At 51.1% G+C, this 12,889-nt stretch carries 11 protein-coding genes; 3 read left to right on the forward strand and 8 right to left on the reverse strand.

Annotated elements, in window-relative coordinates:
- Positions 1 to 3: 3 nt before the first annotated feature.
- Both BLP80_RS01595 and rsgA read left to right on the forward strand, forming a co-directional pair.
- The gene (locus BLP80_RS01595) at positions 4 to 342 is read left to right on the forward strand and encodes a 4a-hydroxytetrahydrobiopterin dehydratase (RefSeq protein ID WP_090539465.1); all 339 of its coding nucleotides are present in this window, start codon (positions 4 to 6) and stop codon (positions 340 to 342) included.
- Positions 339 to 1,262 (forward strand): ribosome small subunit-dependent GTPase A, encoded by a 924-nt coding sequence (gene rsgA / locus BLP80_RS01600; protein ID WP_256324909.1) that lies wholly within the window; start codon positions 339 to 341, stop codon positions 1,260 to 1,262. Before BLP80_RS01595 ends, rsgA begins: the two co-directional genes overlap by 4 nt.
- 17 nt (positions 1,263 to 1,279) lie before the next feature.
- Here the strand turns inward: rsgA and glgA are convergent, their stop codons facing one another.
- The 6 genes from glgA to typA form a co-directional block, all read right to left on the reverse strand.
- Positions 1,280 to 2,773: a glycogen synthase GlgA gene (gene glgA, locus BLP80_RS01605; RefSeq protein WP_090539469.1), complete on the reverse strand. Its 1,494-nt coding sequence runs from the start codon at positions 2,771 to 2,773 to the stop codon at positions 1,280 to 1,282.
- A 33-nt stretch (positions 2,774 to 2,806) separates the two neighbouring features.
- Positions 2,807 to 3,991 carry an acetyl-CoA C-acyltransferase family protein gene (locus tag BLP80_RS01610; RefSeq protein ID WP_090539471.1) on the reverse strand — a complete coding sequence of 395 codons (1,185 nt, stop codon included), beginning with the start codon at positions 3,989 to 3,991 and terminating at the stop codon, positions 2,807 to 2,809.
- 208 nt (positions 3,992 to 4,199) lie between these two features.
- Positions 4,200 to 5,528, reverse strand: a complete 1,329-nt coding sequence (gene hslU, locus BLP80_RS01615) for an ATP-dependent protease ATPase subunit HslU (RefSeq protein WP_090539474.1) — start codon at positions 5,526 to 5,528, stop codon at positions 4,200 to 4,202.
- 30 nt (positions 5,529 to 5,558) lie between these two features.
- Positions 5,559 to 6,080 carry an ATP-dependent protease subunit HslV gene (hslV, locus tag BLP80_RS01620; RefSeq protein ID WP_090539476.1) on the reverse strand — a complete coding sequence of 174 codons (522 nt, stop codon included), beginning with the start codon at positions 6,078 to 6,080 and terminating at the stop codon, positions 5,559 to 5,561.
- Between the two features lie 87 nt (positions 6,081 to 6,167).
- Complete coding sequence (locus tag BLP80_RS01625) at positions 6,168 to 6,806, reverse strand: DsbA family protein (protein WP_090539478.1); 639 nt, start codon at positions 6,804 to 6,806, stop codon at positions 6,168 to 6,170.
- A 31-nt stretch (positions 6,807 to 6,837) separates the two neighbouring features.
- Entirely contained in the window at positions 6,838 to 8,652 is a 1,815-nt protein-coding gene (gene typA / locus BLP80_RS01630; protein ID WP_090539480.1) for a translational GTPase TypA, read from the reverse strand.
- A 699-nt stretch (positions 8,653 to 9,351) separates the two neighbouring features.
- On the opposite strand from typA, the gene BLP80_RS01635 reads away from it, so the two are divergent.
- Complete coding sequence (locus BLP80_RS01635) at positions 9,352 to 10,734, forward strand: sigma-54-dependent transcriptional regulator (RefSeq protein ID WP_218120341.1); 1,383 nt, start codon at positions 9,352 to 9,354, stop codon at positions 10,732 to 10,734.
- A 187-nt stretch (positions 10,735 to 10,921) separates the two neighbouring features.
- Here the strand turns inward: BLP80_RS01635 and BLP80_RS01640 are convergent, their stop codons facing one another.
- Positions 10,922 to 11,692: an amidohydrolase family protein gene (locus tag BLP80_RS01640; protein ID WP_090539482.1), complete on the reverse strand. Its 771-nt coding sequence runs from the start codon at positions 11,690 to 11,692 to the stop codon at positions 10,922 to 10,924.
- Between the two features lie 21 nt (positions 11,693 to 11,713).
- Positions 11,714 to 12,652, reverse strand: a complete 939-nt coding sequence (locus tag BLP80_RS01645; RefSeq protein WP_090539484.1) for a hypothetical protein — start codon at positions 12,650 to 12,652, stop codon at positions 11,714 to 11,716.
- Between the last annotated feature and the right edge of the window lie 237 nt (positions 12,653 to 12,889).

Here is a 12,889-nt window from a genome sequence, read left to right on the forward strand (position 1 = left end):
CTTATGACCGATATCTGTGATCTAACAAACAAGCAATGCAAACCCTGCGAAGGCGGTGTGCCTCCCCTCACTGCCGAGGAAGCAAGCAAATTGCTGCAACAGCTCGAAGGCTGGTCGCTTGCAAACAATAAAATCAGCAAGACATTTGAATTCAAAAATTACTATCAAACGATGGCCTTTGTCAACGCAGCCGCGTGGATCTCTCATCGCGAAGATCATCACCCTGACATGGCAGTAGGTTATAACACGTGTCATGTCGAGTACATGACGCATGCCATCAATGGGCTGTCTGAAAATGATTTTATTTGCGCAGCTAAAATTGATTGGCTGTTCAGAATTTGAGCTCAAAGCATCCCTCTTCCAGAAAACTTACTCAGCCAACCGTAGGCCGAGGCCAGGTAATCGCCACCTACGGCAGGCAATACGAAATCAAAACACAGAATGGCACTCTGCTAACGTGTGTCATGCGCGGGAAGAAAGGAGGCGTAGCTTGCGGGGATCAGGTTGAAATCCTGCCTACGACACCAGGACAAGGTGTCATCGAAATGGTTTTACCACGCTCAAGCTTATTGTATCGCAGTGATGCCTTTCGCCAAAAACTGATTGCGGCTAACGTGACTCAACTCATCATTGTGGTTGCGGCGGTACCGAGCTTCAGTGAGGAATTAATCGACCGTTGCCTGATTGCGGCAGAAAACCAGCATATTAAGGTATTCATTCTGCTCAACAAAGCAGATTTGCTGGAACAGACACGGGCGCCTATTGCCACGCTAGCATTTTATCAATCGCTTGGCTATCCCCTGCTGACTATCAGCGCCTGTCAGGATATCGAACCGCTCAGGCCTTATCTGCAGGGTCATACCAGTGTATTGGCCGGCCAATCCGGGATGGGTAAATCGACTATCATCAATGCGCTGATTCCGGATGCACAGCGCACCACCATGGAAATTTCCACCGCGCTCGATAGTGGACGACATACCACCACGCATACGCGGCTCTATCATCTTGATTCGGAAAGTAGCATCATCGATTCACCTGGCTTGCAGGAATTTGGGCTGCATCATATTGACAGCAGGGAGCTGGCATGGGGATTCACCGAATTCCGTCCCTATCTCGGACAATGCCGCTTCAGCAACTGCCGACACATGACAGAACCGGATTGCGCATTGTTGCGAGCCGCTCAGGATGGCAAAACCAATGCGCGGCGTCTGGCTGTCTACCACAAACTGATGGTATCGGCAGAAAATCAGAAGGCGTGGTAGATCGCCTTCAGTTGTGATCAATCTGAACCAGTCGCCAATAACTGATAAATGTCACGATATGCCATGGCACTGGCTTGCCAGCTAAAATCCTTGAGCATGCCGTTTTTCTGCAGCTGCTGCCAAAGTGGCTTATTGCGGTAGGCTGTCACGACACGCTGAATACCCACCAGAAAATCCTCAGGGGTCATGCGAGGGAATTGAAAGCCGCTGGCGCTTCCATCCGCAAGCGTAGCTGGCGTACAATCCACCACCGTATCGATCAGTCCCCCAGTGGCATGGACCAGCGGAGGCGTACCATAACGCTGGCTATACATCTGGTTTAAGCCACATGGCTCAAAACGTGACGGCATCAGAAAACTGTCAGCTCCCGCTTCAATCTGGTGCGATAAAGCCTCATCAAAACCGATTTGCGCCACAATCTTGCCTGGATAAGTTTCTCCCAGCTTGGCCAGATCCTTCTCCAGTTTAGCATTACCACTTCCCAGCAACACCAGTTGCGCCGGTATTTGCACGAGCTGCGAGGCTACCTGCAGTATGAGGTCATAACCTTTTTGTTCACTGAAGCGACTGATTGCGGCAAACAGCAAAATATCACGATCGACTTCCAGCCCCATTTCCCGCTGGATCGCAAGCTTGTTGTCCTGCTTTGCAGCAAGTTGTTTGCTGGAATAGTTCTTGCTGAGATGAGGATCGGTGACAGGGTTCCATTCTCTGGTATCAATACCGTTGACGATGCCATGAATATGCCGGCTACGTGCAGCCAGCAATCCTTGCAAGCCAAAGCCAAGCGGTGCCTGCTGGATTTCCAGGGCATAACTGGGACTGACTGTCGAAATACGATCGGCATAATAAAGGCCAGCCTTGATAAACGACAGATTACCGTAGTATTCCACACCGTTAATATCAAAGCTGCTCGTGGGCAATCCCAGCTGGGTAACGGTTTCAGAGGGGAAACAGCCTTGGAAGGCAAGATTATGAATCGTCATCAGGGAAGCAGCTTTTTTTCCTGGATGAAAATGAAGGTAAGCAGGTGCGAGCCCACTTTGCCAATCATTGCAATGCACAATATCCGGCCGCCATGTCAGCGGGTTGGCGTCACTCGCCAAGATCGCACCTATTTTTGAAAGTAAGCCGAAGCGCAAGGCATTGTCCGGCCAGTCCTTCCCCACAGCATTCAGATAAGGTCCGCCTTCACGCTGGTACAACGCCGGACAATCAATGACGTAGACCGGTACACTCGTCAATGGGCTGATCTGCAACTTGGCTGACCATAACGTAGCGGGCGGAAAATGAGGAAGATCGCCGAATACGGCTACCTTACGCTTATATTTGAGTCCTGACAGAACGGATGGGTAGCCGGGTAATAACAAGCGAATATCCACTTTCAGTTCACGCAAAGCAGCAGGCAATGCTGCACTGACATCGCCCAATCCGCCGGTCTTACACAATGGATAGACTTCCGGCGTAATGAAGAGGACTTGGAGCGCGTGACGGGAAGAAATGGATGGCATGGTTTGTTAAATAAACGGCCGCGCGTAATGCGATCAAAGCCGTTCAAAGATGGCGGCAATCCCTTGTCCGCCGCCTATGCACATTGTCACCAAAGCATAGCGCCCGCCCCCCCGATGCAGTTCATAGATCGCTTTGACTGACAGAATACAACCGGTCGCCCCAATCGGATGCCCGAATGCCACTGCGCCGCCATTAGGATTCGCTTTGACTGGATCAAAGCCGAGCTCGCGCGCCACTGCACAGGCTTGAACCGCGAAGGCTTCATTCGACTCAATTACATCTATATCGGCGAGTTTAAGTCCGGCCCGATCGAGCGCCTGCTGCACGGCTGGAACCGGACCGATCCCCATATAGCTGGGATCGACGCCAGCATGACCATAAGCGACCAGACGCGCCAGCGGGCTCAGATTCTTTTGCTCAGCAGTTTGCGCTGCCATAAGCACCATGGCAGCCGCACCATCATTGATGCTGGATGCATTGCCCGCAGTGACTGTGCCATTCTTCTGAAAAACGCTGGGAAGCCTGGCCAGTTTCCCTAGGCTAACCTGCTCGCGGGGATGCTCATCGGTATCGAAAAGCCTGATTCCTTCGCCCGTAGAGATCTCGATGGGCAAAATCTGCGTTTTAAAATAGCCCTGCTGGATTGCAACCATCGCCCGCCGATGGCTTTCCATGGCAAATTGATCTTGTTCCTCGCGGGTAATGCCCCATTTCCTGGCGATGTTTTCCGCCGTTATACCCATATGAACTTGATCAAACGGATCGGTCAGCGCGCCAACCATCATATCTACCGCCTGGCTATCTTTCATGCGCTGCCCCCAGCGCAGCGCAGGTAACAGATAACCTGCCCGACTCATCGATTCCACGCCACCTGCGACAGCAACATCCGTATCACCTAGCATAATGGTTTGCGCAGCAGATAGAATCGCTTGCAAACCGCTGCCGCATACCCGGTTCAGCGTCAAGGCCGCGGTTGATTGCGGCAACCCTCCTTCCAGGCCAGCCACTCGAGCCAGATACATATCGCGTGCTTCACTGTGAATCACATGGCCAAAAACCAGATGCCCCACTTCAGCAGATTCGACACCTGCACGCATAACAGCCTCACGCACCACCTTTGCCGCCAGGACGGTAGGGGTGACATCCTTGAGCGCTCGGCCATAATCTCCGATTGCAGTGCGCACGCCACTGAGTATGACGACCTCACGTGCTGGCACGAAAGATGCTCCTTGATTGAATGAATATTTCGGAAAAGCCTGAATAAGTGAGCGAAGTCGGCACCGTGAAAAGCGTACGATACCCAGAACCCGGGAAAAAAAGCTTAGTGAGTCTCGGCGAAATCACATACCTCGTAGATAGGCAAGAGAGCCAGCACCGCGCAACACAGTAATGTGTCACTGCGATCACTTAGCAGGCTTTCCTCTACTACAGCACATATCGCGCCAGATCCTCACTCTGAGAAAGCTCCTTGAGACGCGTATCGACATACACCGCATCGATGACGATCGATTCACCGCTGCGCTTGGTCGCGTTGAAAGAAACTTCTTCGAGCAGTTTTTCCATGACAGTATGCAGTCTTCTTGCACCAATGTTTTCAGTTCTTTCATTGACCGAATAGGCAATCTCCGCCAATCGCTTGATGGCATCCTCCGAGAAGCTCAGCTCGATCCCCTCTGTTTTCAGGAGCGCCTGATATTGCCGTGTCAGACAAGCATCGGTATTGGTAAGAATCTGCTCGAAATCGTCTGCACTCAGGCTGCCCAACTCAACCCGGATCGGAAAACGCCCCTGCAGCTCGGGAATCAGATCAGAAGGCTTGGCCAGATGAAAGGCGCCACTAGCAATAAACAGGATATGATCGGTCTTGATCATGCCATACTTAGTGGAAATCGTGGTACCTTCGACCAGCGGCAATAGATCACGCTGCACGCCCTGCCGCGATACATCAGCGCCGGATGTTTCAGAGCGACTGGTAATTTTGTCGATTTCATCAAGAAACACGATACCGTTTTGCTCGACATTCTGCACCGCGCGCAGCTTGAGCTCCTCGTCATTGATCAATCGTCCTGCCTCCTCCTCGAGCAGAATTTTTTTGGCTTCACGGATCGCGAGTTTGCGTGTTTTCTTCTTACCTGCCCCCATCGTCTGGAACATGCCCTGAATCTGCGAAGTAAGCTCTTCCATTCCCGGAGGCGCGAAGATCTCCATGCCCGCTTGGGGTGTAGCGACCTCAATCTCTATTTCCTTGTCATCCAGCTCGCCTTCACGCAGTTTTTTGCGGAATTTTTGCCGGGTTGCATTGCTTTCTTCGCTCTCTGCCCGGAAATCCAGATCACGCGCGGGCGGCAACAATACATCGAGAATCCGCTCTTCGGTACGATCTTCCGCAAGTGGACGCATCTTTCTGATTTCCCGTTCGCGCCCCTGTTTGATGGCGGACTCCACCAGATCACGAATGATGGAATCGACATCGCGCCCAACATAACCCACCTCAGTAAACTTGGTTGCTTCTATCTTGATAAACGGCGCATCCGCGAGCTTCGCCAGCCGGCGCGCAATTTCTGTTTTACCTACGCCGGTAGGACCAATCATCAGGATATTCTTGGGCGTGATTTCCTGCCGCAGCGGTTCAGCCACTTGCTGTCTGCGCCAGCGGTTCCTGAGCGCAATCGCAACGGCGCGCTTCGCGCTAAGCTGACCAATGATGTGTTTATCGAGTTCGTGAACGATTTCCTGGGGAGTCATTTGTGACATGGTAATAGCTTCTCGGAGGAATGAATCAAATTAATCGAGGGACTCGATGACGTGAGTCTGATTGGTATAGATACAGATATCGCCCGCAATGGCGAGTGCTTTGGCAACAATTTCCTTGGCAGGCAGATCAGTATTCTCCAGCAACGCCCTCGCCGCGGCCTGCGCATAGGCGCCACCACTGCCAATCGCAGCCAAACTCAATTCTGGCTCAATCACATCACCTGCCCCAGTGATGATCAGCGTGGCTTCACCATCAGCCACCACCAGCATGGCTTCAAGGCGCCGTAAAATACGGTCGGTCCGCCAATCCTTGGCGAGTTCAACGGCTGATCGCATCAGATGGCCCTGATGTTTTTCCAGCTTGCCCTCAAAACGCTCAAACAAGGTAAAGGCATCGGCTGTTCCGCCCGCAAACCCCGCTAAAATCTTACCATGGTAAAGCCTGCGCACCTTGCGCGCGCTGGCTTTGGCAACGACAGCACCGAGCGTTACCTGCCCATCGCCCCCCAATGCTACTTGCTTGCCTCGTCGTACAGATACTATGGTGGTCATATCAACTACTCTGCATCTAGAAAAAAGAGTAATTATAACGCTGATTCAGGAGCGGCACGTAATCGAAATAGGGAAGCGCTGAATAAATCAACTGCGGCTGATGTTGGCATTTAGCCAGGTATCAATGCGCTGACGTAACACTTCAAGCGTGCAATAACCCTTGCTAAGAAACTGCGGGACAGGCGCATCCTGGGCAAGGATAGCAGGAAAACCCCGCACCCCCCATCGGATGGCTTGATGAAAATGATCCTGGGTGTGGCGTTTTGCCGCATCCGAGGCAAATACTTGCGAAAATTGCGCGGCAGGCATGCCCAGCTCAGCGACAAGTTGAGTCAGCACATCCGGCTGCGTCACGTTGGCCTGCTCAACGTAAAAGGCATGCTGAATAGCGGCAAGCAACGAAAACGTGTGCGCTGAATCAATGAGCGAAGCGCTGACTATAGCCCTGCAGGCAGGCTCGGTATCGTAGATGAATCCTTGCGGCAAAGCGCCTGAAAACTTGAATGGCTGCCCGGTCATCCGCTGCACGTTATGCCAGTGATGCAATATCTCTGCGCGCTTTTCGAGCGCAATTGGCTCTGTTGTACCAGGGCGCAATCCCCCCACGATCAGTCCGATTTTCAGGCGATCACCATATTCATGCCGGATTGCCTCGATGACAGGCGAGAACCCCCAGCACCAGGAACACATAGGATCGGCAATGTACCACAGCGTGCGTTCATTCATGCGGCAAAGCAATAATAAGATAGCTTATAGCTTATGCTGCCGGGCGCGATGCACGTTTGCGTTCATGCTCCAGAAGGAAGCGTTTACGTATCCGAAGACTTTTGGGCGTAATTTCTACCAGTTCATCATCGGCGATAAATTCTATGGCAGACTCTAGCGTGAGCTGGATGGGCGGTGTCAACGTCACTGCCTCATCATGGCCCGATGCACGGACGTTAGTCAATTGCTTGCCTTTGATCGGATTCACGACCAGATCATTATCCCGGCTATGAATGCCAATCACCATACCCTCATAAACTGGATCACCCGGGCTGACAAACATGCGCCCACGCTCTTGCAGCTTCCACAGTGCATAGGCCACTGCTTCACCATGCTCGGCAGAAATCAGCACACCATTTCTGCGCGCTGCGATCTCAGGTCGCATCGGTGCGTATTCATCAAAAACGTGGCTCATCATGCCGGTACCCCGCGTCATGGTCATGAATTCGGATTGAAAACCGATCAAGCCGCGTGCAGGAATACGATAATCAAGTCTGACCCGGCCATGCCCATCCGATACCATATCGAGTAAATCACCCCGACGTGCACCCAGCGCTTCCATCACAGCGCCCTGGTTTTCTTCATCGACATCTATCGTAAGCACCTCAAAGGGCTCGCATTTCTCACCGTCAATTTCACGAATGACGACACGTGGACGCGAAACAGCCAGTTCATAGCCTTCACGCCGCATATTCTCCAGCAATATGGTCAAATGCAATTCACCCCGTCCAGAAACCAGGAACGAATCGGTCTCGCCTGTTTCTTCCAGCTTGAGCGCCACATTGGTCAGCAGTTCTTTTTCCAATCGTTCGCGCAACTGTCGACTGGTGACAAATTTTCCTTCTTTACCTGCGAATGGCGAGGTATTGACCTGGAAATTCATGGACAGTGTCGGCTCATCCACTATTGGCATTGGCAATGCCTCAGGATGATCGATATCGGCCAGCGTCGTACCGATACTGAGTATTTCAATGCCATTCACCAGGACGATATCCCCCGCCAATGCTTCACTCAGTGGCACACGCTCAAGACCACGGAAACCGAATACCTGATTGACGCGCGCTTTTTTGGGTGTTTGATCCCCGGTCATGACCATCACATCCTGGGCAGGCTTGAGACGGCCGCGCGCGATCCGCCCCACACCAATCCGGCCCACAAAACTCGAATAGTCAAGCGCGCTGATTTGTAATTGCAAAGGCTCGTCAGGGTTACCCGTTGGCTGAGGCACATGCTTGAGGATGGTGTCGAAAAGCGGACGCATATCGGTGCTGGTTTGTTTCGGATCCAGCGTGGCATAACCATTGAGCGCGGACGCATACACCACCGGAAAATCCAGTTGCGCTTCCGTTGCATTCAATTTATCGAATAGGTCGAAGGTATGATTGATCACCCAATCCGGACGCGCACCCGGGCGATCAATCTTATTGATGACCACAATGGGCCGCAGCCCCAGCGCCAACGCTTTCTTGGTGACAAAACGCGTCTGCGGCATAGGCCCTTCCACAGCATCTACCAGCAACAACACCCCATCCACCATCGATAGCACGCGCTCGACCTCGCCGCCGAAATCCGCGTGACCGGGTGTATCCACGATATTGATATGCACACCCTCATAATCGACCGCACAATTCTTGGAAAAAATTGTAATACCCCGCTCGCGTTCGATATCGTTGGAATCCATGACACGTTCGGCGATGGTCTGATGCGCGGCAAACGTTCCTCCCTGATGTAGCAGCTTGTCCACCATTGTGGTCTTGCCATGATCGACGTGAGCAATAATAGCGATGTTTCGGAGTGGGCGTGACATATAATAAATCCCTAAGAATTAACCTGAAATTGATGCAAAGAAGGGGCAAGATTATACCATCGGATCAGTAACATAGCCAGCCAAGGTCTTTCCTTATTCATGCATTGACTCATCCTCCAGCTGTCTTTACCCAAAAGACAAAATGCATCCAAACTTTGAATATATAGCATAGTTTGAGTCAAAAAAATTATGCTTTACGTGTTTGCACGTATTTTTTTAGTGAGTATATTTCGATAACCTATCGGAGTATCCAAACTCAAAAAAAGCATTTATATAATCTTTAATCCCCAGCACACGGGTAATGGCCTGATTCAGTGCGATACGCCGCGGGGCCGATAGAATCTCTTACTTTTCTACACTCATCTTGCGGAGGAGACTATGAGCGTCACGATTATTAAGGAGATCAGGAATAACACGCCGTTCTTTTTCTTTACATCCCCCAAGGAACCCGACTAATACAAGCAACCTTCTATTTTCCTCTTTATTTAACCCGAATATTTCATAAATTGGCACGTGTCCTCACTTGTCTTTTGATTAATAAGAAAGATTTTGCTCAGTCGGGTGTATGAATCACTACACCCCTCCTTCTCAAAACTTCCCTATTAATCAAAATCCTGCGTGATCATCACGCGAATTTATGGAATATTCGGGTTAAGAGTTACTTTTCTATTCGAAAATACTGAGTACTGGAGGTTTGAGGTGACTATCAAAATCTGGGTTCGCTGGATGAGTGGATATCAGAAACAAACTGCTCATGAAATTACTGATCTCTTGATCGAACAGGGTATTCAAATGCAAGACTATGATGATCATCTTTCCCGCAATCCTGGTGTGATTTTTAGTAATGAAGTCACTCCGAAAATCTGCGAGCAGCTACGCGAATTTAGCCATAATGGTCAGCTACAAGTTCTTGCCTGTTGTGATACGACCATTCCGGGTGATGCAGTCTGGCAACTATTGGCGGCGGGGGCCTCTGATGTATTGGTGTGTTCGGAATGCAGTACGATCATCCATGAGATCACCTCACGCCTCCGCCGCTGGGTGGCAGTGGATCGTATGGTGAATTCACCAGCAGTGCAGAATGTATTAGTAGGAGAAAGCCAGGCTTTAAAGGCGATCCTGCGTCAAGTTGTAGAGGTAGCTCATTTTACGGATGCATCGGTTTTGATTCTGGGCGAAAGCGGCACCGGCAAGGAGTTGCTGGCGAATCTCATCCATACCCTGGACCCTCGCCCCGACAAAGGCGACCTCGTCATTCTGGATTGCACCACTATTGTTTCGGAATTGTCTGGTAGCGAGTTCTTCGGCCATGAGCGTGGCGCATTCACTGGCGCGGCATCTTCGCGTGACGGCGTGTTCGCACTGGCAAACGGCGGCACGCTGTTTCTTGACGAAGTAGGAGAGCTGCCCCTTACACTGCAAACCCAGTTACTGCGAGTCATTCAAGAAAACACCTTCAAGCGCGTCGGCGGCAACGCTTGGCAACGCACTTCATTCCGGCTGGTTTGCGCCACTAATCGCGATCTTTGGGCGCAAGTTCAGCGGAGTGAATTCCGCGCGGACCTCTACTACCGCATTGCCAGTAATGTATGTCATTTACCTCCCTTGCGGGAGCGTCCTGAAGACATTCTTCCCTTGGCCAACCACTTCCTGAAGGTAAACTACCCTGATCAGGACTCACCCAAGTTGGATGCTCCTGTTCAGGAGTACCTGTTGCGCCGTGAATACCCTGGTAATGTACGTGATCTCAAGCAAGTTATCGCGCGCATGCTATGTCGTCACGCTGGGCAGGGCGCTATCACGGTAGGGTGTATTCCGCCGGATGATCGACCGGTTTGGACAGAGGATTGGAAGGAGTGGCGTGATACTGGTTTCGAACGTGCAATTCGTATCGCGCTGAGTCGAGGCGTAGGACTCAAAGCCATCAGCCGGAACACTGAAGAGACTGCGTTCCGCATTGTGTTGGAGCAAGTGAACGGCAATACACAACGGGCGGCCCAACTTTTAGGTGTAACCGATCGTACTGTTCAGAACTGGAAGAAAGATAGATCCTCAACAAGTAAGACCGAATACCTTTTGTAATTGTTTTAGCCCGAATATTTCATAAATTCGCGTGATCATCACGCAGGATTTTGATTAATAGGGAAGTTTTGAGAAGGAGGGGTGTAGTGATTCATACACCCGACTGAGCAAAATCTTTCTTATTAATCAAAAGACAAGTGAGGACACGTGCCAATTTATGAAATATTCGGGTTAGGATCATCAACGACTAGCTTCGCAATCCGCCTGCCAATAACATCGCCTGACGGCGCCCAGCTATGCCGATTAAATTTCGAAAATTTCCTCCCAGAATCAGATTCTCCTGAGAAAGCGGCAATCGCAAAGCCTTGATCTTGGCCAGCTCAACGCCCGGGTGCAGCCATGGCCCGTCGGAGCCGAATAGGATCTTGGCCGCTCCCGCCCGTTTGACGGCTTGTTCCAGCAAATCAAAGCGCCGCACCCCAGAGGTATCAGCGTAAATATTCGGATGGCGAACCAGATGGTCAATCACGGCCAACTGGGCACGCCAGTCGTCAGCAAAGCTACCGAGATGCGGGATGATAAAGTTGACGTCTGGATATTCCTGGGCCAGCAATTCACAAACGGATACCTCCCCTGCCACATCGTACAACACCGGTAAAGCATAAGCCCGGGCAGCCGCACAGATCTCGCGCGTGATGGCGGCATCGTGGCGGTGTACCTTGATGCCAACGAAGCCATAACGTTTTACGGCAATCTCAATCAATTTGTGTATGCGTCCTCGATCACGTTCAGCATGCACAAAAGCAAAACCGTAAAATCGACTGGATCCACTGGCTACGATACGCGCTACTTCCCGGTTGGCAACGGCATAGTTCGAATGAAAAGCAGAAAACAGCACCGTACGATGAATCCCTGCCGCTGCTGCACGCTGCAGATAATCTCGCAAGGATGCTCGGGTATCCCACGGCCCAGTTAAGCCATCGCCCATTCCGGCATGGCAGTGGCAATCGATGATCATGGTATTTCCTCCCATTCAACACTAGGCACAATTGCTTGAACTCTGATAAATAGCGTCAAACTCCCTGCCGAGATCAGCCAGCGGAATAGCCTCCGGCGGCGAGCGTCGCATGAATTCCTGAACATGAACACCCGCTCTGGACAAATGTGTCACTAGGTAAGTATGTTCACGAATCAGCCGTGATGAAGCAGCATGAGTTGTAGCAATCGTTGGGCGTTCATGCGTCAAAATCAGTAATGCCTTGAGTCTTCCGCGCGTCAACGGCCTTATGAATCTTTCTTCAGTTATCCAAATTTCTTTTCCTTCAACGTTCAGGCTTGGCCTTAGGCTGAAGAATATTTCGTTTGTTTCGAATTGAATCTTCGTAAATCGGCCCAGCACATCGAAGAAAAAACGATTGACGGTAAGGGGTGGATCCATTGCATGCATGTTTAAATTTTCATAACGATTCTTTCCTCGCATCACAACATAGGCTTTCTCAATGTAGCTGGCCCAACCCCCATCAGACGCTCTGGAAAACGTGAGATTGTGAAGTTCCGGCGCTACCGGGTGCTGCGCATCCTTTGGCCGCGGGAAATGCAGTCGAGGTGAAATGATAATCGTTCTGTTCACTCCTCTAAATGTGATGTGGAGCACGCTGGAGCCCGAACCTGGCCGTTTCCCCAGAGTAGCTTTGTAAGGCTGTGTGAGATCATGAAAGATCATGCTTCGCAGAAACTTGGGGCAAGCCCGGCCAACGGCTGCCAAGATAGCCGGTAGAGGACAATTCGTGAGCCGCTGCTGTCGTAAGGATGCCCAGTCAACAGCGGCCGGATTCTGAAATGGCGCTAGGCATCTGTGGTAGGGCGCTGCGCAGCGATCAAGCATTACCGTACTATGTTCGGTTTCTGGCTCCCTCAATATCACGGCTAGATGCACCACCTCGAACAGCTCATTTTCAAAACTGAATGGCGTACTCATGAGTGACCTCCTACGCTACTGAGATATATTTATTAAGGCCAGCCAGCGTAACTGGATGGAGGTCCGGAGCTTCGGAGAGTTAACCCGAATATTTCATAAATTGGCACGTGCCCTCACTTGTCTTTCGATTAATAAGAAAGATTTTGCTCAGTCGGGTGTATGAATCACTACACCCCTCCCTCTCAAAACCTCCCTATTAATCAAAATCCTGCGTGATCATCACGCGAATTTATGAAA

Origin of the sequence: Nitrosomonas sp. Nm132, from assembly GCF_900100485.1 — a bacterium.
Lineage (GTDB): Bacteria > Pseudomonadota > Gammaproteobacteria > Burkholderiales > Nitrosomonadaceae > Nitrosomonas.

What these genes read in the sequence shown, in the direction of transcription:
- BLP80_RS01625 (WP_090539478.1), bottom strand. Translation starts at nt 6,806, where the DNA reads ATGAATGAACGCACGCTGTGGTACATTGCCGATCCTATGTGTTCCTGG.
- glgA (WP_090539469.1), bottom strand. Translation starts at nt 2,773, where the DNA reads ATGCCATCCATTTCTTCCCGTCACGCGCTCCAAGTCCTCTTCATTACG.
- typA (WP_090539480.1), bottom strand. Translation starts at nt 8,652, where the DNA reads ATGTCACGCCCACTCCGAAACATCGCTATTATTGCTCACGTCGATCAT.
- BLP80_RS01645 (WP_090539484.1), bottom strand. Translation starts at nt 12,652, where the DNA reads ATGAGTACGCCATTCAGTTTTGAAAATGAGCTGTTCGAGGTGGTGCAT.
- BLP80_RS01595 (WP_090539465.1), top strand. Translation starts at nt 4, where the DNA reads ATGACCGATATCTGTGATCTAACAAACAAGCAATGCAAACCCTGCGAA.
- hslU (WP_090539474.1), bottom strand. Translation starts at nt 5,528, where the DNA reads ATGTCACAAATGACTCCCCAGGAAATCGTTCACGAACTCGATAAACAC.
- hslV (WP_090539476.1), bottom strand. Translation starts at nt 6,080, where the DNA reads ATGACCACCATAGTATCTGTACGACGAGGCAAGCAAGTAGCATTGGGG.
- BLP80_RS01640 (WP_090539482.1), bottom strand. Translation starts at nt 11,692, where the DNA reads ATGATCATCGATTGCCACTGCCATGCCGGAATGGGCGATGGCTTAACT.